At 63.6% G+C, this 22,280-nt stretch carries 19 protein-coding genes; 6 read left to right on the top strand and 13 right to left on the bottom strand.

Annotated features, from left to right (window positions below; genetic code table 11):
• Positions 1-179: 179 nt before the first annotated feature.
• The 5 genes from DFS21_RS25410 to DFS21_RS25390 form a co-directional block, all read right to left on the bottom strand.
• Positions 180-797, bottom strand: coding sequence for an FKBP-type peptidyl-prolyl cis-trans isomerase (locus DFS21_RS25410; RefSeq protein WP_110702505.1), 618 nt, complete (start codon positions 795-797; stop codon positions 180-182).
• 85 nt (positions 798-882) lie between these two features.
• The gene (locus DFS21_RS25405) at positions 883-1,188 is read right to left on the bottom strand and encodes a DUF6482 family protein (RefSeq protein WP_046857188.1); all 306 of its coding nucleotides are present in this window, start codon (positions 1,186-1,188) and stop codon (positions 883-885) included.
• A 128-nt stretch (positions 1,189-1,316) separates the two neighbouring features.
• The gene (locus DFS21_RS25400; protein ID WP_023631146.1) at positions 1,317-1,805 is read right to left on the bottom strand and encodes a TIGR00645 family protein; all 489 of its coding nucleotides are present in this window, start codon (positions 1,803-1,805) and stop codon (positions 1,317-1,319) included.
• A 179-nt stretch (positions 1,806-1,984) separates the two neighbouring features.
• Positions 1,985-2,323: a hypothetical protein gene (locus DFS21_RS25395; RefSeq protein WP_023631147.1), complete on the bottom strand. Its 339-nt coding sequence runs from the start codon at positions 2,321-2,323 to the stop codon at positions 1,985-1,987.
• 163 nt (positions 2,324-2,486) lie between these two features.
• Entirely contained in the window at positions 2,487-4,925 is a 2,439-nt protein-coding gene (locus DFS21_RS25390; RefSeq protein WP_110702501.1) for a Lon protease family protein, read from the bottom strand.
• Between the two features lie 254 nt (positions 4,926-5,179).
• Between DFS21_RS25390 and DFS21_RS25385 the strand changes: the two genes are divergently transcribed.
• From DFS21_RS25385 to DFS21_RS25370, 4 genes are all read left to right on the top strand, one after another.
• Positions 5,180-5,668, top strand: a complete 489-nt coding sequence (locus DFS21_RS25385; protein ID WP_023630569.1) for a DUF3015 domain-containing protein — start codon at positions 5,180-5,182, stop codon at positions 5,666-5,668.
• A 77-nt stretch (positions 5,669-5,745) separates the two neighbouring features.
• Positions 5,746-7,599, top strand: coding sequence for a DUF4105 domain-containing protein (locus tag DFS21_RS25380; RefSeq protein ID WP_111533396.1), 1,854 nt, complete (start codon positions 5,746-5,748; stop codon positions 7,597-7,599).
• Positions 7,600-7,714: 115 nt separating this feature from the next.
• Positions 7,715-8,068 carry a hypothetical protein gene (locus DFS21_RS25375; protein ID WP_102683867.1) on the top strand — a complete coding sequence of 118 codons (354 nt, stop codon included), beginning with the start codon at positions 7,715-7,717 and terminating at the stop codon, positions 8,066-8,068.
• A gap of 68 nt (positions 8,069-8,136) precedes the next feature.
• The gene (locus tag DFS21_RS25370) at positions 8,137-8,631 is read left to right on the top strand and encodes a GreA/GreB family elongation factor (protein ID WP_102683868.1); all 495 of its coding nucleotides are present in this window, start codon (positions 8,137-8,139) and stop codon (positions 8,629-8,631) included.
• 56 nt (positions 8,632-8,687) lie between these two features.
• On the opposite strand, the gene gdhA is transcribed toward DFS21_RS25370, so the two are convergent.
• From gdhA to DFS21_RS25355, 3 genes are all read right to left on the bottom strand, one after another.
• On the bottom strand, positions 8,688-10,028 hold the full coding sequence (gdhA, locus tag DFS21_RS25365; RefSeq protein ID WP_110702495.1) for an NADP-specific glutamate dehydrogenase: 1,341 nt from the start codon (positions 10,026-10,028) through the stop codon (positions 8,688-8,690).
• 290 nt (positions 10,029-10,318) lie between these two features.
• Entirely contained in the window at positions 10,319-11,986 is a 1,668-nt protein-coding gene (gene ettA, locus DFS21_RS25360; protein ID WP_038707327.1) for an energy-dependent translational throttle protein EttA, read from the bottom strand.
• A 203-nt stretch (positions 11,987-12,189) separates the two neighbouring features.
• A complete protein-coding gene (locus tag DFS21_RS25355) occupies positions 12,190-12,582 on the bottom strand; it encodes a hypothetical protein (RefSeq protein ID WP_110702493.1) in 393 nt (130 codons plus the stop codon).
• A gap of 251 nt (positions 12,583-12,833) precedes the next feature.
• On the opposite strand from DFS21_RS25355, the gene DFS21_RS25350 reads away from it, so the two are divergent.
• Positions 12,834-16,664, top strand: coding sequence for a GGDEF and EAL domain-containing protein (locus DFS21_RS25350; protein WP_110702491.1), 3,831 nt, complete (start codon positions 12,834-12,836; stop codon positions 16,662-16,664).
• Between the two features lie 201 nt (positions 16,665-16,865).
• Positions 16,866-18,119, top strand: coding sequence for a serine hydroxymethyltransferase (glyA, locus tag DFS21_RS25345; protein WP_094010328.1), 1,254 nt, complete (start codon positions 16,866-16,868; stop codon positions 18,117-18,119).
• Positions 18,120-18,179: 60 nt separating this feature from the next.
• On the opposite strand, the gene DFS21_RS25340 is transcribed toward glyA, so the two are convergent.
• From DFS21_RS25340 to DFS21_RS25320, 5 genes are all read right to left on the bottom strand, one after another.
• The gene (locus DFS21_RS25340) at positions 18,180-18,479 is read right to left on the bottom strand and encodes a helix-turn-helix transcriptional regulator (RefSeq protein WP_094010329.1); all 300 of its coding nucleotides are present in this window, start codon (positions 18,477-18,479) and stop codon (positions 18,180-18,182) included.
• Positions 18,476-18,832, bottom strand: coding sequence for a type II toxin-antitoxin system RelE/ParE family toxin (locus tag DFS21_RS25335; protein ID WP_111533400.1), 357 nt, complete (start codon positions 18,830-18,832; stop codon positions 18,476-18,478). Before DFS21_RS25335 ends, DFS21_RS25340 begins: the two co-directional genes overlap by 4 nt.
• A gap of 113 nt (positions 18,833-18,945) precedes the next feature.
• Positions 18,946-19,923 (bottom strand): GTPase, encoded by a 978-nt coding sequence (gene yjiA, locus DFS21_RS25330; protein ID WP_111533395.1) that lies wholly within the window; start codon positions 19,921-19,923, stop codon positions 18,946-18,948.
• A 78-nt stretch (positions 19,924-20,001) separates the two neighbouring features.
• Positions 20,002-20,199, bottom strand: coding sequence for a YbdD/YjiX family protein (locus DFS21_RS25325; protein ID WP_008094130.1), 198 nt, complete (start codon positions 20,197-20,199; stop codon positions 20,002-20,004).
• Between the two features lie 13 nt (positions 20,200-20,212).
• On the bottom strand, positions 20,213-22,279 hold the full coding sequence (locus DFS21_RS25320; RefSeq protein ID WP_046857199.1) for a carbon starvation CstA family protein: 2,067 nt from the start codon (positions 22,277-22,279) through the stop codon (positions 20,213-20,215).
• Between the last annotated feature and the right edge of the window lies 1 nt (position 22,280).

Raw genomic sequence — 22,280 nt, 5'->3', positions numbered from 1 at the left:
GCTTCGCCAGCGACTCCATCTGGAGGGAGTCGCTGGCGAAGCTATGTCTGAAAGGATCTTTCTAAAAAAATCCCCTCAAGACAGTTGCTCCCACACTGATCGCAACGACCTAAGGTCTTGTGCTGTTCCTGTGGAAGCGGGCTTGCCCGCGAATGGGCCGCAAAGCGGCCCCGAAGGTATTACAGAACGTCGAGCAGCTCGACGTCGAACACCAGGGTGCTGTGCGGCGGGATGCTGCCGACGCCCTGGGCGCCGTAGGCCAGTTCGCTCGGCACGTACAGGCGCCATTTGCTGCCGGCGTTCATCAGTTGCAGGGCCTCGGTCCAGCCGGCAATCACACCGCCAACCGGGAATTCGGCAGGCTGGCCACGATCGTAGGAGCTGTCGAACACGGTGCCGTCGATCAGGGTGCCGTGGTAGTGAGTACGCACGTTGTCTTCGCGGGACGGCTTGGCGCCGTCGCCTGCGGTCAGCACTTCGTACTGCAGGCCCGAGGCCAGGGTCACGATGCCTTCACGCTTGGCGTTGTCAGCCAGGAATTCCTTGCCGGCGGCAGCGGCGGCTTCGGCCTTGGCAGCAGCTTCGGCCTGCATCACTTCACGGATGACCTTGAAGGCCGCCGACAGGTCTTCTTCGCTGACGCGGCTGTCGGCGCCGTTGAAGGCGTCGGTCAGGCCGGCGACGATGGCGTCCAGGTTGACGCCCGGTGGCGGGTTGTCGCGCAGCTGGCCACCCAGCTGACGGCCGATGCCGTAGCTGACGCGGGATTCGTCGGTGGACAGGATGAGTTCGGACATTGGCGTGCTCCGCTTGAGGGCGCACTGCATCCGCGCCCTGATGAAAAGGGCGAGCAGCCTAGCACACTGGCGCCGCGCGAAGCAGCTACCAGGCCGAACGCTGGGAAATCGGGACTTTGAGGTCTTCTTCCGGGTGCGTGCCCATGCCGCACATCTCGTCCTGCACGGACCAGTGCACCAGGTTCAGCGACAGCAGGGGGATCGATTGCAGAAGCAGGCGCGCATCCTCGACCGAATGCACGCGCAAGCGTTGACCACGCGGGTCGTCGAGTGGGTGGGCGCGACCCTTGACCCGGGCCTCGAGCAGGTAATCACCGCCTTCGATGGCGATCAGGTTGAGTTCGTCGACATGGCCAGCCCTGGCCTCGGTATTGAGCTGATGCAGGTTCATGGGCGCACCTCGCTGCGGGAACCACGCATGAGTGCTCATTTTTTGTACAGACCTGCTAAAAGTACAAGCCACCATCCGTCAGGAGCTGAAAAGCATCGCGGGGCAAGCCCGCGATGAGAGCAGACGGATCAGTGCTTGGTGATGCGATCCAGGTAACCCATGACGAATGCCGAAATGACGAAGGTCATGTGGATGATCACGTACCACATCAGGTAGTCGGTGGAGATGTTCTGCGCATCCATGAACACCCGCAGCAGGTGGATCGAGGAAATGGCAACGATCGACGCGGCGACCTTCATCTTCAGCGACGAGGAATCCATCTTGCCCAGCCAGTTGAGCTTTTCCTTGCTCTCGTCGATGTCCAGCTGCGAGACGAAGTTCTCGTAGCCGGAGATCATCACCATTACCAGCAGGCCGCCAACCAGCGACATGTCGATCAGTGACAGGATCACCAGGATCAGGTCGGCTTCGGCGAGGGTGAAGACATTGGGCAGGACATGGATGATTTCCTGGAAGAACTTCAGGGCCAGTGCCAGCAGGCCCAGCGAGAGGCCGAAGTAGATCGGGGCGAGCAGCCAGCGCGAGGCATACATCGCGTTTTCAAGGATACGTTCCATGGACAATAAGGGACTCTGAAGTGACTGGAAAAGCGAGCGCGAGTATATCCAGCCACCTGTGACAGCAAAAGCCTGCGGTCAGTTGCCGCAGGCCCGATACATCCTCGATACCCTATCGCCAGCAAGCCGGCTCCCACAGGTCAGGTGTGTGGGAGCTTGCTGGCGATGCGATCATTGGGTCAGGTTTCGGGATGGAACTGATAATCCCCAAGGTTCCGGCAACGTTCACCATTGATCCGGCGCAACTGCGCCTGCAGGTGCAGGCACCAGATCTGCGGATCTTCAGCGACCTGATAGCCATGGAGCGTGAGGCTGTCGACGATGGCGTTCATCACCGATTCGGCCACCATCGGCCCGTGGAACGGGCCCTGGGCCTTGATCGCCGAGGGTTGTTCACCGGCCATGCCGGCGGCGAACAGCAAGGTCCACATGCCATTGTCCCCGGCCAGTGGGCGGATGCTGCATTCGATGCGGGTCACCAGGCCCAGGCACTGGCGGGTGAGGCTGAGGTTGCGCATGGCGGCGTCCCCTCTGTAAAGCCCTGTTCAGCCTGAAACCATCAGGCTGTTTCCATCCTGAACCCTGACAACGTCCTTAAGTTCCACTGTAGCCGAGCCGAGGCGAAAGTTGGAAAACTGGCGCTGAACGGTAGCACTTCGCCTCCAGCGCCAGTTTATTGACTTAAGCGGGCTTGGCCTGGGCGATGACCTCCTCCAGGCGCTCTTTCTCGGCTTCCTTGATTTCTTCTTCGCTGATCATTTCGGCAATCACCCGCAAGCGCTCGACCACCCGGGCGTTGACACTACCCTCGGCGAACTCGCCCTTGTCATCCATCTCACCAGCCTCCTCGCCAACCAGCAGGCTCAAGGCTTCGTCGGCCTGGCTGACGGCATAGACATGGAAGCGACCGGCCTCGACCGCCTGCACCACCCGCTCATCGAGCATCAGCGTGGCGACGTTGGCACGCGGGATGATCACCCCTTGCTCACCGGTCAGGCCACGGGCTTCGCAAAGACGGAAGAAGCCTTCGATCTTCTCGTTGACCCCACCGACCGCCTGCACCTCGCCAAACTGGTTGATCGAACCGGTAATGGCGAAACACTGCTTGAGCGGGGTGCGCGACAAAGCCGAGATCAGCGTGCACGCCTCCCCCAGCGAGGCGCTGTCACCATCGACGTAGCCGTAGGACTGCTCCAACGCGATGCTCGCCGAGATCGCCAGGGGGAATTCCTGGGCATAGCGGCTGCCCAGGTAGCCGGTGAGGATCATCACACCCTTGGAGTGGATCGGCTGCCCCAGGTTGACCTCGCGCTCGATGTCGACGATGCCGCTGCCGCCCGGGTAGACGGTGGCGGAAATCCGCGCCGGCATGCCGAACGCCGAATCTCCGACCTCGAGCACGGTCAAGCCGTTGCACTTGCCGATTGCCGCGCCTTCGGTGTCGATCAGGATGATCCCGGCGAGCATGTCGTCGAGCACCCGCTGCGACACCCGTCCGGTGCGCTGGGCCTTGGCCTTGAGGGCCCGCTCGATGTGGCCGGCGTCGGTCATGCTCTCGCTGGCCAGCTGGCGGATGAAGTCGGCCTCGCTGACCAGCTGGAACAGGTCGCCGATACGGGCCGACAAGCGCGACTGGTTCTCGGCCAGGCGCGCGCTGTAGGTGGCCAGGCGCGCCACCGCATCGCTGGTCAGCGGCGCCATGCCTTCCTCGTTGGTGCGGGTGCGCAGCAACTGGGCGAACTGCTCCAGGTTCTCGTCGACCATGGGCATGTCTTCATCGAAGTCCACCAACACCCGGAACATCTCCTGGAAATCCGGGTCATGGTCCTGCAGCGCGTAGTACAGCTGGCGCGAGCCGATGATCACCAGCTTGACGCTGAGCGGGATCACCTGCGGCGTCAGGCTCACGGTGGCGACACGACCCAGTTCGCCCAGCGGCGACTCCATCTTCAGTTTGCGCGACTGCAAGGCACGCTTGAGCGCGTCCCAGACAAAGGGCTCACCGAGCATCTTCTCGGCTTCAAGAATCAGGAAGCCGCCATTGGCGCGGTGCAACGCACCGGCGCGAAGCTGGCGATAGGAGGTGTACAGCGCCCCCTGGTCGGTGCTGTATTCGATGCGACCGAACAGGTTGTCGTAGGTCGGATGCGGCTCGAACACCACCGGAGCTCCACCTTTGCCCGGGTGGCCGACCACCAGGTTGGGCGCGTACTGCTCCTCGAGCATCTTGCGCGCCACCGCGTCGGTCTTGCTGTCATCGACCAGTTGCTCGACCACGGTGCGCAGCAGGTTCAATTGCAGCGATTGCAGGTAGGCGCACACCGCGGCGTTTTCCGCGTACTTTTCCGACAGCGGCGCCAGCAGCGGCTGCAGGGCGAGGGTGATGGTCTCCTCGTTGAGCTGGCGCAACTGGTTGTTCGATTCGCGTTTCCATTGCGGCAGGCTGGAGAGCTCCTCGTTCAGGCGCTCCTCGAGTTCGGCGATATCGTCGTGGAAGCGCTCGCGCAACTCCTCAGGCAGTTGGGCGAATTCGGCTTCGTCCAGCGCCTTGCCATCGGCCATGGGGGTAAAGGCGACATTGCTGCTGTCGCGGTACAGCGCCACGTCCTTCTCCAGCGAGGCACGCTCGATCACGTCCAGCGCCCGGTCATAGCGCTGGTTGAAGGCGCGGTCGATGGCGCTCTTCTTCTGCTGGTAGGAAGGGTGCTCGAACACCGCCGGGAACGTGGCCAACAGGTTGTCGATCAGGCCGTTCATGTCGGCGAGGAACGCCTGGGCGCTGCCAGCCGGAAGTTCCAGCGCGCGTGGCTCGCGGGAGTCCTCGAAGTTGTTGACGTACAGCCAGTCGGCCGGGGTGTGCTGGCGCTTGCCCTCGGCCTTGAGGTAACGCTTGACGAAGGAGAACCGGCCTGTGCCGGGCTCGCCCATCACATACACGTTGTAACCGGGGCGCGGCATCGCCACGCCGAACTGCAGGGCCTCGACGGCACGCTCCTGGCCCAGCACACCACGAAACGGCTCCAGATCGTCGGTATTGGAAAAAGCAAACTGTTCAGCGGAGAAACGCCGGGTCAGGGCTTCTGGCGCGAGACGCAGGCGCGAGGCGACAGGATCGGGCATTGGGTTTCCTTACTTCGGCGGGGCGGATGAAAGGCATTCTGGCGCTGCCAGCGCGCAGCGGCAAGGCTCCGTGGGACTTTATGTCACAGCCCAAGCCAGGCAATCACGCAAGCAATTTTTCGCAATAAACAACGCAACCTTTGGATCGTGCCTAAACTCCAAGCTGCGCAGGGGGATGGAAATCCTCCCGCCCTGGCAACCGCGTTGCCAGAACCCTGACCATTGGTACGTCACTTGAGAAAGAGAACAACGCTATGAAACGGATTCTTCTGGGTACTCTGTTCGCCGCTGTCTCGATCAACGCCATGGCCGAAGCGCCAGGCGGCCCGAACTGCGGCTGGGGCAACCTGCTGTTCGAGGGCCAGCGCGGCACACCGGCCCACTTCCTGGCCTCCACCACCAACGGCACCTCCGGCAACGCAACCTTCGGCATGACCTCGGGCACCAACGGCTGCTCGACCAAGGCCGCACTCACCTATGGCGGCAAATCCTGGTTCGCCATGAACGGCATGATGAACGAGCTCTCCGAAGACATGGCCCAGGGCCAGGGCGAAGCCCTGACTACCTACGCCGTGGTCCTCGGTGTGGCGCCTGAAGACCGCGCGCATTTTGCCGCCGTCACCCACGAGCACTTCCAGCAGATCTTCAGCAGCGCCGACGTGACTGCCGAGACTGTCCACTCCAACACCCTGGCGGTGCTCAAGAGCGATCCGCAACTGGCCAAGTACGCCACCGAGGCCTGAGTACCACGCCTCCCGCCCCGGTACCGGGGCGGGTTTGGCGCTTCACCTTCGGCATCATCAGGATGTAGTTGCCCGACATGCTCAAACGCCTCGCTTCCCTGGCGCTGATTGTCAGCGCACCGCTTCATGCCACCCCACAGCTTGACCCGGCCCGCGTCCAGCAGTTGGCGGTCACGCCATACTGGATCGCCCTCGGACACTACGAGACTGCCAAGCTTGGTGGTTGGCGCAGCTATGTGGACGACCCGCGCTTCTTTCTCGCCGAGGATGGCGCGCACCACCCGGATCAGGAGCTGCAGGCCACGGTCGCCGCGCTGTATGCCCCGGCCAGCCTGGGCGACAAGCACGCCCAGTGCGTGTTCCCCGCGCGGACCCGCTGGCTGCGCGAACAACTGGCCCTCACCGATCTGCCGAGCCCGGCCTGCCAGGAATTCGATACCTGGTACAAGTCGATCGACCCGCACAGCGCGGCGCTGATCTTCCCGGCGGCCTATCTCAACAGCCCGTCGTCGATGTTCGGCCATACGCTGCTGCGCATCGACCAGTCCAATACCCGGCGTGACGACACCACGCTGCTGAGCTACGCGATCAACTTCGGCGCCTACATCGAGGGCAGCGACAACAGCATCCTCTATGCCTGGAAAGGCCTGATGGGCGGCTATCCCGGGCTGTTCGCGATGATGCCCTACCAGGAAAAGCTGTCCGAGTACCGCAGCCTGGAAAACCGCGACCTGTGGGAGTACCAGCTGGACCTGACGCCCGAAGAGACCGGGCGCATGGTCGAGCATGTGTGGGAACTCAAGCAGATCAAGTTCGACTATTTCTTCTTCGACGAGAACTGCTCCTATCGTCTGCTGGAGCTGTTGCAGGTGGCACGCCCCAGCCTGGACCTGACCTCGCAGTTCCCGCTGACCGCCATCCCTACCGACACCGTGAAGGCGGTGAAACAGTCCGGGCTGGTGGCGGACGTGCGCTACCGCCCGTCCCGCGAGCGTGAACTGCTGGCCCGTGCCGAGCCGCTGGACCATGAAGAAAAGCAGCAGGTGCTGGCCATCAGCGCCGACACCGCGCAGTTGCAAAGCCCCTCTTTCACCGCCCTGCCCCGCGACCGCCAGGCGCTGGTGCAGGATGCCGCCTATCGCCTGGAACGCTACCGCGCCAATGGCCAGGAACGCGATCCAGCCCAGGCCGGCCGCAGCTATGAACTGCTCAGGGCGATCAACCGCAACCCGCCGCCGCCATTGCAGATCGAGCGGCCCGGCCTGCCGGAGGACGGCCACCAGTCGCGCACCTGGCAACTGGGGGTGGGTACCCGCGAGGACCGCGCCTACGCCGAGTATGGCCTGCGCATGGCGTACCACGACCTCAACGACAACATGGACAGTTTCCCCCTCGGCGCGCAGATCGAGATCCTGCAACTCAAGCTGCGCCAATACGAGGGCAACGACTGGCAGGTACAACGCCTGGACCTGGCCACCATCCGCTCGCTGACACCGCGCAACGAACTGCTCAAGCCCTGGTCGTGGCAGGTCGCCGGTGGCCTGGAACGCGTGCCGGGCAAGCATGACGACGAGGTGCTGGTCAGCCATGTCAACGGCGGCGCCGGCGGCACCTGGCAACTGGGTGACGACTTGCTGGGCTTTGCCCTGGGCACGGTGCGGGTCGAGCATCACAACGACTTCGCCGAATTCATCTCGCCCGCCGCCGGGTTCAACGGCGGGCTGTTGTGGCGCAACCCGCTGGGCAACCTGACGCTTGAGGCAAAGGGTGATTATTTCACCAACGGCGAAGTGCGGCGCAGCGTGAGCCTGAACCAGCAGTGGGAGATCAGCCGCGACCTGGGCTTGCGGTTGAGTGCCTCGCGACAGTTCAGCCACCTGGCCACGGCGCAGAACGAGGTGATGCTGGAGTTGAAGTGGTATCAGTACTGAGCACCTGGGCCGCTTTGCGGTCCCAGTCCCGGTGCAATCCTTCGACAGCGTTTTGACATCGTGCCAACAATTCCCGACCTAGACTTTGCGGTATCAATCCGAGGGTCCTGTGGTCATGTCGCGGTACTGGTTAGGCTTGTGCTTCTTGCTGCTGGCGGGTTGCGAAACCACCCATGAACAGATGGTCAACCAGGGCTACCCGCCCGCCTACGCCGACGGCTTTCAGGACGGTTGCAGCAGCGGTCGCCAGGCCGCCGGGCTGATGGCCGGGGACTTTCGCAAGGATGTCCCGCGCTACCTGCACAACCGCCAGTACGAAAGCGGCTGGGACGACGGCTTTCGCCAGTGCCACGCCATGCAGTCCAACGAAGACCTGCGCGAGTATCGCGAACGCTATTGGGACGAGCGTGACCGCGACTGGCAGCAAGAGAAGGATCAAGGCGCCGCACGCGCCTATCGCCGCAATTGACGTCGCAAACGGACAACTATTGAAACCCGCAGCCTGCCACCATGGTCTCCAGCACAAGGAGGCCAACCATGAGCCGAGCATTCGTCAATGAAGACCAGGCCGCCGCCCAGGCCAGCCAGCCGGTCGAGCGCCTGGTCAGCGATCAGCCCAACTACGTCACCGCCAACGGCCTGGCACAGTTGCAGCAGCGAGTGGCCGCGCTCAATGCATTGCACGCCGAGCTGCAGGCCGAGGGCGATACCGACAAGCAGCGGCTGGCCGATACCGAGCGTGACCTGCGCTATTTCACCGCCCGGGTACAGAGCGCGCAGGTGGTACCTGCTGCAACGTCCACGGAGAAAGTGCAGATCGGCAGCCTGGTGCGGTTCGTCGATGAGCATGACCAGGAGCATCAGGTGCAACTGGTGGGCGAGGATCAGGCCGATGCCGCCCAGGGGTTGGTCAACTGGGGCTCGCCGCTGGGGCGGGCGCTTCTGGGGGCCGGGCCTGGGGATGAAGTGTTGTGGCGACGGCCGGCGGGGGACCAGATGATCGAGGTGCTGGCCATTCTGGGTGAGTGCTGAAATCACCGCAGCCGCTTCGCGCCCCTTTCGGCGCGAAGCGGCCCCAAGTTATCGAATCAGACCACGCCCTGGGCCAGCATCGCGTCAGCTACCTTGACGAAGCCGGCGATGTTGGCGCCCTTGACGTAGTTGATGCTGCCATCGGCCTCTTCGCCATAGTGCACGCAGGCATGGTGAATCGACTGCATGATGTGGTGCAGCTTGCTGTCCACCTCCCCGGCCGTCCACAGCAGGCGCATGGCGTTCTGCGACATCTCCAGGCCAGACACGGCCACGCCGCCGGCATTGGACGCCTTGCCCGGCGCGTACAGGATGCCGGCCTCGATGAAGATATCCACAGCCTCCAGGGTGGTCGGCATGTTGGCCCCTTCGGCTACACAGATGCAGCCATTGCGCAGCAGGGTACGGGCGTCTTCGCCGCCCAGTTCGTTCTGCGTTGCGCACGGCAGGGCGATATCGCATGCCAGGCTCCAGGGTGTCTGGCCTTTGCGGAACTCCAGGCCGAACTGCTCGGCCAGCTCGCTGATGCGGCCGCGCTTGACGTTCTTCAGCTCCATCACGGCCTCCCACTGGGCGTCGGTCAGGCCGGTTTCGGCGTACAGCGTGCCTTCGGAATCGGACAGCGAGATCACCTTGCCGCCCAGGTCCATGACCTTGCGCGCCGCGTACTGGGCGACGTTACCGGAACCTGAGATCGCCACGCGGCGACCGTCGATGCGCTGGTCGCGGCGCTTGAGCATCTCTTCGGCGAAGTACACGCAGCCGTAGCCGGTGGCCTCCGGGCGGATCAGGCTGCCGCCGTAGGTCATGCCCTTGCCGGTCAGCACCGAAGTGAACTGGTTGGCCAGGCGCTTGTACTGGCCGAACAGGAAGCCGATCTCGCGGGCACCGACGCCGATGTCACCCGCAGGCACGTCCAGGTCGGCGCCAATGTGACGATACAGCTCGCTCATGAACGCCTGGCAGAAGCGCATCACTTCGGCGTCGCTCTTGCCCTTCGGGTCGAAGTCCGAGCCGCCTTTGCCGCCGCCCATGGGCAGCGAGGTCAGCGAATTCTTGAACACCTGCTCGAAGGCCAGGAACTTGAGCACGCCCAGGTTGACCGACGGGTGGAAGCGCAGGCCGCCCTTGTACGGGCCGATGGCGCTGCTCATCTGGATGCGGTAGCCGCGGTTGACCTGGACCTTGCCCTGGTCATCGACCCACGACACCCGGAACAGCACGGCGCGCTCGGGTTCGACCATGCGTTCGAGAATACCTGCCTGCAGGTAGTGAGGGTTGGCTTCGAGGAAAGGCCACAGGCTGCGCAGCACCTCCTCAACGGCCTGGTGGAATTCGGGCTGGGCCGGATCGCGCTGTTGCAGTCGGGCCAGGAAATCGTCGACAGATTCGATCATGGTAGACATCTCACCAAGAGAGGGATTGTTTTTGGTTTTTTCGGGAATGTACCAAGAACCAATCGCACTGGAACAGGGCGCAATGTCGTTTTTATGAAATTAATTGGTGCGTTTTCTATAACTGTATACAAGTTTTCTGGGCGTATTTGTGAGAGAAAACCCGCTCCTCGATCTCCTGTAACGTCGCAATCGCGGGGCAAGCCCGCTCCCACGCAGCCCTCCTCATCCCTGAAAGCCAGGCACAAAAATGGGGCCCCTGAGGGCCCCATCGTTGTGCAGCGAAAACCGGCTTACTGGGCCAGTTTCTTGTGACGCACGCGGTGCGGCTGGGCAGCAGCATCGCCCAGGCGCTTCTTGCGATCGGCTTCGTACTCGGTGTAGTTGCCTTCGAAGAACACCACGCTTGAGTCGTCTTCGTACGCCAGGATGTGAGTGGCCACACGGTCCAGGAACCAACGGTCGTGGGAAATCACGATGGCGGCGCCCGGGAAGTCCAGCAGGGCTTCCTCCAGCGAGCGCAGGGTTTCGACGTCGAGGTCGTTGGACGGTTCGTCGAGCAGCAGGACGTTGCCGCCCTCCTTCAAGGTCAGGGCCAGGTGCAGGCGGCCACGCTCACCACCGGAGAGGTCCTTGACGAACTTCTGCTGGTCGCCGCCCTTGAAGTTGAAGCGGCCGACGTAGGTACGCGACGGGATCTCGTAGCTGCCGATGCGGATCTGGTCGGAGCCGTCGGAGATCTGCTGGAACACGGTCTTGCTGCCGTCCAGGTCCTCGCGGCTCTGGTCGACGCAGGCCAACTGCACGGTTTCACCGATCTCGATGCTGCCCGAGTCCGGCTGTTCCTTGCCCATCAGCATGCGGAACAGGGTCGATTTACCGGCACCGTTACCACCGATCACGCCGACGATGGCGCCCTTGGGCATGGCGAACGACAGGTTGTCGATCAATACGCGATCGCCATAGCCCTTGGTGACGTTCTTGAACTCGATGACCTTGTCGCCCAGGCGCGGACCTGCCGGGATGTAGATCTCGTTGGTCTCGCTGCGCTTCTGGAATTCCTGCGACTGCATCTCTTCGAAGCGCTGCAGACGGGCCTTGGACTTGGACTGGCGGGCCTTGGCGCCTTTGCGCACCCACTCCAGTTCCTCTTTCATGGCCTTCTCGTGGGCGCTCTGCTGCTTGGATTCCTGCGCCAGACGGTCCGACTTGGCTTCCAGCCAGCCCGAATAGTTGCCTTCGTACGGGATGCCGGCGCCGCGGTCCAGCTCGAGGATCCAGCCGGCGACGTTGTCGAGGAAGTAACGGTCGTGGGTGATCGCCACCACGGTGCCGGGGAAGTCGTGCAGGAAGCGCTCCAGCCAGGCTACCGAGTCGGCGTCCAGGTGGTTGGTCGGTTCGTCCAGCAGCAGCATGTCGGGGGCCGACAGCAGCAGACGGCACAGGGCCACGCGGCGCTTCTCGCCACCGGACAGGTGCTCGATCTTCGCCTCCCAAGCCGGCAGGCGCAGGGCATCGGCGGCGACGTCCAGCTGGCGCTCGAGGTTGTGGCCGTCGGCGGCCTGCAGGATGGCCTCGAGCTTGGCCTGTTCAGCGGCCAGCTTGTCGAAGTCGGCATCCGGGTCGGCATAGGCGGCGTAAACCTCGTCCAGGCGAGCCTGGGCGTCCTTGATCACGCTGACCGCTTCCTCGACCACTTCACGCACGGTCTTGCTCGGATCCAGCTGCGGCTCCTGGGGCAGGTAGCCGACGTTGATGTCGGGCATCGGACGGGCTTCGCCGTCGAATTCCTTGTCGACGCCCGCCATGATCCGCAGCAGGGTCGATTTACCAGCGCCGTTCAGGCCCAGCACGCCGATCTTGGCACCTGGGAAGAACGACAGGGAAATGTTCTTGAGAATTTCCCGCTTCGGCGGCACGACCTTGCTCAGCCGATGCATGGTGTAGACGTATTGAGCCAAAACCAAGCCCTCTATCAGATAGGTAAAGACACGCGCCCCGGCATTGGCCAGGGGATGTGATTACGGGGTCATTGAACAAAGTGGGCCATTCTACGCCAAGTCGCGGCGTTGCACAGATGAGGTAGATGGCGGGACCGCTCGGCGGCCTTCGCGGGGCAAGCCCGCGCCCACGCCGGCACGGGTGGGGCGGGCTTGGCGCGGGCTCAGACGTGCGACTGCCTGGCCTTGCCACGTGGCAGGCGGCAACGGTCCGACTGCTCGGCCAGGCGCGCGGCCCAGGCGGACTTGACGCTGAAGCCGCCACTGCGGGCAGGTTTGCCAGCCGGCTTGCTCACGGCCTTGGCAGGCGCGGCAGTGGGCTTGGCGGCGGGTTGAGCGGCAACCTGTGCGACCGGCTCGGCGGCAGCCTTGGCCGATTTGCGCAATTCGGCCAGCGACGGCGTCTTGTTGGCACTGGCGGCAGCCGCGTCCGGCTTGGCCAGCGAGCGCTGGCAGGTCTTGCAGGATACGTCCTCGGCCACGGCAGTGCTGACCAGCGTCTCACTGCTACGCCCGCAGGCGGAATCGAGGCCATTGGTGGAATAGTGGGTAACCAAAACCGTACATCTCCGATGCGTTGACTATGAAGCGGGCGGCATTCTCGCACAGGTTGCAGGGACTTGCCGAACCGGCATGACCAACTGCCGCCCGGCATCGGACATGCGGACTGGCACTTTGCCATATTTGAAGGCATGCTAGTCGGCTTCCCGCATGCGTCTTATAGTGCGCCCAGCAACCACGGCACGGGCCGTGCATGCCGCGAGAACGCAACCCCTGCCATCGTCAGCCCAATCGCAGGACCCAACGCTTGACCAATCTCACGCAACCGTCATCCCTGCGTCCTGCCGATTCCACGGCCGGCACACACCTGCGTGGCTCGCTCAAGGGGGCTTTGGCCCTGCTCGCCCTGGTTCTGCTGGGTCTGCTGCTATGGCAACTGTTCGCCCAGTTCCGCCATACCCAGGACGACCTGCGCCAGCAAAGCCTGGCCACCAGCGCAGAACTGGCCGACCACCTGAGCCTGAACATGGCGCTGAAGGCCCAGCAATCGTTGAACCTGGTCCAGCCCTACGTCAAACCTCCGGCGCCTGCCGCCCTGCCAAGCCTGCTCGCCACCTTGCAGGCCCGCCTGCCGGCCCTGCGCGACCTGGCCTGGCTTGACGCCACCGGGCAGGTGCGCAGTGACACCCTCGCTGGCTCACCCGACCGTCAGCTGATTGACGACCTGTTGCAACTGAACCAGGGCCGTGCATTTTTCTATGGCAACGATGCCGACAATCAGCGGGTCTACCTGCTGCTGCGCCAGCCGACCGAGCAAGACCGCGGCTACTGGTTGCTGCGCCTGAGCCCCGACTACTACCAGGAGCTGACCCGTCATCTTGACGGCCCCACCCATCCCTTGTGGCTGCTGGAAAACAGCCGCAGCGGCGCGGTCATCGAGCGCCATGGGGACCGGCAGACCAGCGAAGAGCCTCTGCAAAGCGTGATGCTTGCCTTCATCGACAACAGCACCTGGCAACTGCGTGGCCTGTTCGATGCCGGCCTGGCCCGCGACAGGCTGCTCCCGGCGCTGCTCGGCAAATGCGTGCTGGTGCTGTTCTGCGCACTGCTGCCGGTGCTGGCGCTGATCAACATGCGCCGCCGCCAACGCGCCTTGCAGGAAGACCGCCGGCGTTACCAGGAAATCTTCGAGGGCACCGGCGTGGCCCTGTGCGTGCTCGATCTTTCGAGCCTACCGGGGCAACTCGACCGCTACCACCTGCGCAACCGCGCCGCGCTCAAGCAGAGCCTGGCCCTGGACACCAAGCTGCGCCGCTCGCTGCTCACGGAGCTGAAGATCACCGAGATCAACCAGGTGGCCCGCCAACTGCTCAACGTCGACTGCCACGAAGGCGCCTGGCAGCGCCTGATCGATGGCAGTGGCGACGGCCGCGACAGTGTCGGCATGCAGTTGATCGACGCGTTGATCGAAGAGCGCCCGCAGCTCGAACTGGAGGTGCGCCTGCCGGCCCCGCTGGGCGGCGAACTGCACTTGTGGCTGATGGCCCGCCTGCCACAGCAGCGTCGCGACTACCAGGCAGTGATCCTGAGCATCAGCGACATCACCAGCCGCAAGCAGGTGGAGCTGTCGCTGCTCGAACGCGAGGGCTTCTGGTCGGACGTGGTACGCACCGTGCCCGACCAACTCTACGTGCAGGACGTTGACAGCCAGCGGATGATCTTCAGCAACCGCCACCTTGGCCAGACCCTGGGTTACGACCGCGCGGAACTGGCGCAGATGGGCGACCGCTTCTGGGAGATGCTCCTGCATCCCGGCGACGCCGAGCACTACCGCGACCTGCGCCAGCAGCAGCGTGACACCGGCTACGGCCAGTCACTGCACTGCCAGCTGCGCTTCCGCCACCGCGATGGCGGCTGGCGTTGCTACGACATCCGCGAGCAGGTGCTGACCCGCGACAGTGAAGGCCTGGTCACGCGCATCATCGGCGTGGGCAAGGATGTCACCGTGCAGATCGAGGCCAGCGAGTCCCTGCGCGACAGCGAACAGCGCTACCGCATGCTCGCCGAGAGCATCAGCGACGTGATCTTCTCCACCGACAGCCAGCTGCAGCTCAACTATGTCAGCCCTTCGGTGCAGGCGGTGCTGGGCTACCAGGCCGACTGGATCTTCGCCAACGGCTGGCAGTCGATCATTGCCAACCCGGCCCAGCTCAGCGGTGTCTACAACCTGCTCGAGCGCGTCAGCCAGGTGCTGGACGACAGCACGCAATTGGCCCAGTTACGCAGCACCCTGCCCACGCAGTTGTTCCTGTTCGACTGCCTGCGCGCCGACGGCCGCAAGATCCCCATCGAGCTGCGCCTGGTGCTGGTGTGGGACGAACACGAGCGCTTCGAGGGGGTGCTCGGCGTGGGCCGCGACATCAGCCAGCAACGCCGGGCCGAAAAAGACCTGCGCATGGCCGCGACCGTGTTCGAGCACTCCACCTCGGCGATCCTCATCACCGACCCGGCCGGCTATATCGTCCAGGCTAACGAAGCGTTCACCCGCGTCAGCGGCTATGCCGTGGCCGAGGTGCTCGACCAGCTCCCCGGCATGCTCACCGTCGAGCAGCAACAGAACGCCCAGCAAGGCTACGTGCTCAAGCAACTGAGCCAGCGCGGCAGCTGGGAAGGCGAGGTCTGGCTGAAGCGGCGCAACGGCGAGCACTATCCGGCGTGGGTAGGCATCACTGCGGTGCTCGACGATGAAGGCGACCTGGCCAGCTATGTGTGCTTCTTCACCGACATCAGCGAACGCAAGGCCAGCGAGCAGCGCATCCACCGCCTGGCCTACTACGACGCCCTCACCCACCTGCCCAACCGCACGTTGTTCCAGGACCGCCTGTACACGGCCCTGCAACAGGCCGAGCGGCAGAAGGGCTGGGTAGTGCTGATGTTCCTCGACCTCGACCGCTTCAAGCCGATCAACGACTCCCTTGGCCATGCGGCGGGCGATCGCATGCTCAAGGACATGGCCGAGCGCCTGCTGGCCTGCGTCGACGACGACGACACAGTGGCGCGCATGGGCGGCGACGAATTCACCCTGCTGCTGCAGCCCAAGGCCAGCCGCGAGCAGGCGCTCAACCGCGCCATCCATGTCGCCGAGCACATCCTCGACGGGCTGGTCACTCCGTTCGTCCTGGAAAACCGCGAATTCTTCGTCACCGCCAGTATCGGCATCGCCCTGAGCCCCCAGGATGGCAGCGAGCTCAGCCAGCTGATGAAGAACGCCGACACGGCCATGTACCACGCCAAGGAGCGCGGCAAGAACAACTTCCAGTTCTACCAGGCGGACATGAACGCCAGCGCCCTGGAGCGCCTGGAGCTGGAGAGCGACCTGCGCCATGCCCTGGAGCAGAACGAGTTCATCCTCTATTACCAGCCGCAGTTCAGCGGCGACGGCAAACGCCTGACCGGAGCCGAGGCGCTGCTGCGCTGGCGTCACCCAACCCGCGGCCTGGTGCCGCCGGGCGACTTCATCCCGGTGATCGAGGAACTGGGCCTGGTGGTCGACGTCGGTGACTGGGTGCTGCGCGAGGCCTCGCGCCAGCTCAAGGCCTGGCACCAGCAGAAAGTGCGGGTACCCAAGGTGTCGGTGAACATTTCCGCCCGGCAGTTCTCCGACGGCCAGCTGGGCACGCGCATCGCCACCATCCTCGATGAAACCGGGCTGCCGCCAGCGTGCCTGGAGCTGGAACTGACCGAAAGCATCCTGATGCGCGAGGTCAACGAGGCCATGCAGATCCTCGACAGCCTGAAGAACCTGGGCCTGAGCATCGCGGTCGACGACTTCGGCACCGGCTACTCGTCGCTCAACTACCTCAAGCAGTTCCCCATCGACGTGCTGAAGATCGACCGTACCTTCGTCGATGGCCTGCCCGAAGGCGAGCAGGACGCGCAGATCGCCCGGGCGATCATTGCCATGGCCCACAGCCTCAACCTCGCGGTAATCGCCGAAGGGGTTGAGACCCACGAGCAGCTGGAGTTCCTGCGCGAGCACGGTTGCGACGAGGTGCAGGGCTACCTGTTCGGCCGGCCTATGCCGGCCAACCAGTTCGAGGCACAGTTCAGCAACGAGACGTTGTTCATGTTCCAGTAGTCGCTGCGCGGGCCCTTCGCCCCCACGCAGACCTCTTAACAGCCTGGAAAAAACCGGACCTAGAAGTCAACTCCAGCCCAGTCGCCACGCGGCCTGCAACATGAAGCCCATTGGTCCGCGACTTGATGCCACTTCATATGCCAGCGGCGAATCAATCGGTTAGAATGCTCCCCCAATTCTGCCCGATCCTTGAGGACCGCCATGTTCAGCCGTGATTTGACCATTGCCAAGTACGACGCCGAGCTCTTCGAAGCCATGCAGCAAGAAGCCCTGCGCCAGGAAGAGCATATCGAGCTGATCGCTTCGGAAAACTACACCAGCCCGGCGGTCATGGAGGCCCAGGGTTCGGTTCTGACCAACAAGTACGCCGAAGGCTACCCAGGCAAGCGCTACTACGGTGGTTGCGAGTACGTCGACGTCGTCGAGCAACTGGCCATCGACCGTGCCAAGGAGCTGTTCGGCGCCGACTACGCCAACGTACAGCCGCACGCCGGTTCCCAGGCCAACGCCGCCGTCTACCTGGCCCTGCTGTCGGCCGGTGACACTATCCTGGGCATGAGCCTGGCCCACGGCGGCCACCTGACCCACGGTGCCAGCGTTTCCTCCTCGGGCAAGCTGTACAACGCCATCCAGTACGGCATCGACGCCAACGGCCTGATCGACTACGACGAAGTCGAGCGCCTGGCTGTCGAGCACAAGCCGAAGATGATCGTTGCCGGCTTCTCCGCCTACTCGCAAGTGCTGGATTTCCCACGCTTCCGCGAAATCGCCGACAAGGTCGGTGCCTACCTGTTCGTCGACATGGCCCACGTGGCCGGCCTGGTCGCCGCTGGCGTATACCCGAACCCTGTACCGTTCGCCGACGTGGTCACCACCACCACCCACAAGACCCTGCGCGGTCCACGTGGCGGCCTGATCCTGGCCCGTGCCAACGCCGACATCGAGAAGAAGCTGAACTCCGCCGTCTTCCCGGGCGCCCAAGGCGGCCCGCTGGAGCACGTCATCGCCGCCAAGGCGATCTGCTTCAAGGAAGCCCTGCAGCCTGAGTTCAAGGCCTACCAGCAGCAGGTCGTGAAAAACGCCCAGGCCATGGCCAGCGTGTTCATTGAGCGTGGCTTCGACGTCGTCTCCGGCGGCACCGAGAACCACCTGTTCCTGCTGTCGCTGATCAAGCAGGAAATCTCCGGTAAGGACGCCGACGCCGCCCTGGGCAAGGCCTTCATCACCGTCAACAAGAACTCGGTGCCGAACGACCCACGTTCGCCGTTCGTCACTTCGGGCCTGCGTTTCGGCACCCCAGCCGTCACCACCCGTGGCTTCAAGGAAGCCGAGTGCCGCGAACTGGCCGGCTGGATCTGCGACATCCTGGCTGACCTGAACAACGAAGCGGTGATCGACGCCGTACGTGAGAAGGTCAAGGCCATCTGCAAGAAGCTGCCGGTGTACGGCAACTGATTGGCAGACGCCTGAAATGAAGAAGCCCGGCCTTGTGCCGGGCTTTTTCATGTTTGTGCTTCATCGGGCTGGTGCGACATCCGGTACGAGACGTATTTCCACGCGCTGCCCCAAGGCCCTGGCTGCGCTGGCCAGTGTTGCCAAGGTCATGCCAGCGTCAGTCTGATCCAAGGCTCGATCGACCGCCGCCCGGCTGGTGTGCATACGCTCGGCCAAGGCCTTCTTGCTGATCTTTTGCTGCTTCATCGCCTGCGTCAGTTGCCAGGCGATCACCCGTTTCAGCGCAGCCGCCGTGACCTCTTCGAGGATGCCCTCTTCGGCGAGAAAATCATCGAAGTTCGAACCGATATGCGGGTTCATGTAGTTGACCTCCGTAAGCTGGCCTTGCGTTGCCTGGCCAGAGCCAGATCTGCTGAAGGCGTTTTCTGGCTTTTCTTGATGAATCCATGGAGCATGAACATCACTCCATCCATGATCGTGGACAGTACACGGGCAACGACATGCCCCATGTCGATACGGATTTCCCAAAGCCCGTGCTCCAGCTTTCTGACCAAGGGCATGCCAAGTGGCCATCCCAACTGAACGGTCTTGATTTCCATGCCAATCAGATAGCGTTCTTCACGTGCCAAGCCCTTTAGCCACTCCCTCACGGGCTCATTACCCAACGCCCTACGGAAGAACTGCACATTTAGTTTTAGATCCGACGCGGCCAAGTGTACCAAAAAAAGTACCTCCTGCAAGCGGCCACCTCGACTGGCCTGATCGCTGAAACGAGGCCAAAAAAATGCCGCCTTACGGCGGCATCGAACAGTCGGCTGTATCTCAATCAGGCGTGGCTCAAAGCTTCGAAACCAGACCGAATCCTTTCTTCCGGCAGCTCATCGGCAATGAACACCATCACGCTTTCCCGCAGCTCGCCTTCCTTCCACTCGGCGTCCCAGTCGAAGCCGTACAGCTTCAGCGCTCCCTGGAACACCAAACGGCGATCTTCACCTGCGATATTCAACACGCCCTTGTAGCGCAACAGCTGCTTGCCGTGCTGCTCCAGCAGCTCGTTCATGAAGTCGCTGAGCCGATCGATATCCAACGGCGTTTCGGTGCGCAGCACCAGCGTCGAAATGCGATCCGGGGTGGCGGGTTTGAGGACCGGGCGCAAGCTGGGCCCGGGGCTGATGCCCAGGTCCGGGTTGAGGTTGAACCCCCGCACATCGAGCAGCTCGGCCAAGTCGATACGCCCATGCTCGACCACGCGGATCGCCGCCCGGCCATTGATGCGCGCCAGGCGCTCGCGCAGGGCGTCGACCACCTGCGGCTCGACCAGATCGGTCTTGCTCAGCAGCAGGCGGTCGGCAAAGCCGACCTGGGCCTGGGCGATGGCCTGGGTCAGGTGCAGTTCGGCGTGGGCGGTGTCGACCAGGGTGATGATGCCATCGAGGATATAGCGCTCGCGCAGCTCTTCGTCGATGAAGAAGCTCTGTGCCACGGGTGCAGGGTCGGCGAGGCCCGTGCACTCGATCACCAGGCGATCGAAGGCGATCTCGCCGGCGTCCAGGCGTTCGAGCAGCAGGTACAGGGCACGGGTCAGGTCACCATGGATACTGCAGCACACGCAGCCGTTGGCCAGGGTCATCACCTGCACCGGTTCATCGCCCAGCAGTTGGCTGTCGATGCCTGCCTCGCTGAACTCGTTCTCGATCACGGCGAGCCTCAGGCCGTGCTCGGCCTTGAGCATGTGCTTGAGCAGTGTGGTCTTGCCGGCACCAAGAAAGCCGGTCAGCACGGTAACGGGAATCGGCGTTTGCACGCGGTTGTCTCCTGCAGCTGAAAATGAAAGTGGGAGCCCGGTTGCCCGGGCTCCCACTGGTTCATGCGTGTCGCGGGTTCAACAGCACTTGGGCCCGGACTTGCCACCATAACGCGCTTCCTGGCGCTCGCGGAAGAACGCCTCGTAGCTCATCACCGGCTTGTCCGGGTGCTTGGTCTGCATGTGCTCGACATAGTTGTCGTAATCGGGCATGCCGACCATCAGGCGGGCGGCCTGCCCCAGGTACTTGCCCAGTCGACCCAGGTCGTTGAACATCGCGGCATTCCTCTCAAGCGTCAGGCAAAGCCTGGAACGGGGTTTCCTTGTCGCTGCGCTCCTTGCGGCCCCAGGCGGCATAGCCGACCTTGAGGGCGAAGAACAGGATGCTGAACACCACCACCAGGAACAGGATCGTCAGGCCGGCGTTGGTGTAGGCGTTGAAGATCACATGCTGCATCTGGCCGATGTCCTTGGCAGGCGCCAGCACCTGGCCGGCGTCCAGCGCGGTGCTGTACTTCTTGGCCAGGGCCAGGAAGCCCACAGCCGGGTTCGGGTCGAACAGCTTGATCAGGCCTGCGGCGGTGGTGCAGATCAGCAGCCATACCGCAGGTACCAGGGTGACCCAGATGTAGCGTTGACGCTTCATCTTGATCAGTACCACGGTGCCAAGCATCAGGGCGATACCGGCCAGCATCTGGTTGGAGATACCGAACAGCGGCCACAAGGTGTTGATCCCCCCCAGCGGATCGATCACGCCCTGATACAGCAGGTAGCCCCACATCGCCACGCAACCAGCGGTCGCGAGCAGGTTGGCCCCCCACGACTCGGTGCGCTTGAGCGCCGGGACGAAGCTGCCCAGCAGGTCCTGCAGCATGAAACGCCCGGCACGGGTACCGGCATCTACTGCGGTGAGGATGAACAGTGCCTCGAACAGAATGGCGAAGTGGTACCAGAACGCCATGGTGTTCTCGCCCGGCAACACCTGGTGCAGGATCTGCGCGATACCTACCGCCAGTGTCGGCGCGCCACCGGCACGGGCGAGGATGGTGTGCTCGCCGATGTCGCGGGCGGTGGCCTCCAGTTGCTCGGGGGTAATCATGAAGCCCCAGCTGCTGACGGTCTGCGCCACCGAAGCGACGTCGGCGCCGACCACTGCGGCCGGGCTGTTCATGGCGAAGTACACGCCCGGCTCGATCACCGAAGCGGCAACCATGGCCATGATGGCGACGAACGACTCCATCAGCATGCCGCCGTAGCCGATGTAACGGGCGTTGGTTTCGTTGTCCAGCAGCTTGGGCGTGGTCCCCGAGGAGATCAGCGCGTGGAAGCCGGACACCGCGCCGCAGGCGATGGTGATGAACAGGAACGGGAACAGGGTGCCCTTCCAGACCGGGCCGGTACCGTCGGTGAACTGGGTCAGCGCCGGCATCTTCAGCTCGGGCGCGATGATCAGGATACCGATGGCCAGGCCGACGATCGTGCCGATCTTGAGGAAGGTCGACAGGTAGTCGCGCGGCGCCAGGACCAGCCATACCGGCAGCACGGCGGCGACGAAACCGTAGCCCACGAGCATCCAGGTGATCTGCACGCCAGTGAAGGTGAACGCCGGGCCCCACACCGGATCCGCGGCGATCTGGCCCCCCAGCCAGATCGACAGCAGCAGCAGGACCACGCCGACGATGGAGATTTCACCGATGCGGCCCGGGCGGATGTAGCGCATGTAGATGCCCATGAACATCGCGATCGGGATGGTCGCGATGACCGTGAACATGCCCCACGGGCTCTCGGCCAGGGCCTTGACCACGATCAGCGCCAGCACCGCGAGGATGATGATCATGATCAGGAAACAACCGAACAGGGCGATGGTGCCGGGAATGCGGCCCATCTCCTCACGGACCATGTCGCCCAGCGAGCGGCCGTTACGACGGGTGGAGAGGAACAGGACCATGAAATCCTGCACCGCGCCGGCCAGCACCACGCCGGCGATCAGCCACAGCGTGCCGGGCAGGTAGCCCATCTGCGCGGCGAGCACCGGGCCCACGAGCGGGCCCGCGCCGGCGATGGCGGCGAAGTGGTGGCCGAAGAGGATGTGCTTGTTGGTCGGGACGTAGTCCAGGCCATCGTTGTTGAGTACAGCGGGCGTGGCCCGGCGAGGATCGAGTTGCATCACCTTGGTGGCGATGAACAGGCTGTAGTAACGGTAGGCAACCAAGTAGATGGCCACTGCCGCGACGACGATCCACAAGGCATTGATCGCCTCACCGCGACGCAGGGCGACCACACCCAGCGCGCAGGCCCCTATGACTGCCAGCGCCAGCCACGGAATGTGGCGTAGCAGGCTATTATTGTTGTTCATG

Source organism: Pseudomonas sp. 2848 (assembly GCF_003253945.1).
Classification (GTDB): domain Bacteria; phylum Pseudomonadota; class Gammaproteobacteria; order Pseudomonadales; family Pseudomonadaceae; genus Aquipseudomonas.
This window is presented reverse-complemented; position numbering and strand designations above follow the sequence as displayed.

Excerpts from the sequence above, each read along its gene's own strand:
- DFS21_RS25400 (WP_023631146.1), bottom strand. The coding sequence starts at position 1,805 with ATGGAACGTATCCTTGAAAACGCGATGTATGCCTCGCGCTGGCTGCTC.
- DFS21_RS25325 (WP_008094130.1), bottom strand. The coding sequence starts at position 20,199 with ATGTTCAACGACCTGGGTCGACTGGGCAAGTACCTGGGGCAGGCCGCC.
- glyA (WP_094010328.1), top strand. The coding sequence starts at position 16,866 with ATGTTCAGCCGTGATTTGACCATTGCCAAGTACGACGCCGAGCTCTTC.
- DFS21_RS25320 (WP_046857199.1), bottom strand. The coding sequence starts at position 22,279 with ATGAACAACAATAATAGCCTGCTACGCCACATTCCGTGGCTGGCGCTG.
- DFS21_RS25375 (WP_102683867.1), top strand. The coding sequence starts at position 7,715 with ATGTCGCGGTACTGGTTAGGCTTGTGCTTCTTGCTGCTGGCGGGTTGC.
- DFS21_RS25385 (WP_023630569.1), top strand. The coding sequence starts at position 5,180 with ATGAAACGGATTCTTCTGGGTACTCTGTTCGCCGCTGTCTCGATCAAC.
- DFS21_RS25410 (WP_110702505.1), bottom strand. The coding sequence starts at position 797 with ATGTCCGAACTCATCCTGTCCACCGACGAATCCCGCGTCAGCTACGGC.
- DFS21_RS25340 (WP_094010329.1), bottom strand. The coding sequence starts at position 18,479 with ATGAACCCGCATATCGGTTCGAACTTCGATGATTTTCTCGCCGAAGAG.
- DFS21_RS25390 (WP_110702501.1), bottom strand. The coding sequence starts at position 4,925 with ATGCCCGATCCTGTCGCCTCGCGCCTGCGTCTCGCGCCAGAAGCCCTG.
- DFS21_RS25395 (WP_023631147.1), bottom strand. The coding sequence starts at position 2,323 with ATGCGCAACCTCAGCCTCACCCGCCAGTGCCTGGGCCTGGTGACCCGC.
- gdhA (WP_110702495.1), bottom strand. The coding sequence starts at position 10,028 with ATGATCGAATCTGTCGACGATTTCCTGGCCCGACTGCAACAGCGCGAT.
- DFS21_RS25370 (WP_102683868.1), top strand. The coding sequence starts at position 8,137 with ATGAGCCGAGCATTCGTCAATGAAGACCAGGCCGCCGCCCAGGCCAGC.
- DFS21_RS25380 (WP_111533396.1), top strand. The coding sequence starts at position 5,746 with ATGCTCAAACGCCTCGCTTCCCTGGCGCTGATTGTCAGCGCACCGCTT.
- DFS21_RS25405 (WP_046857188.1), bottom strand. The coding sequence starts at position 1,188 with ATGAACCTGCATCAGCTCAATACCGAGGCCAGGGCTGGCCATGTCGAC.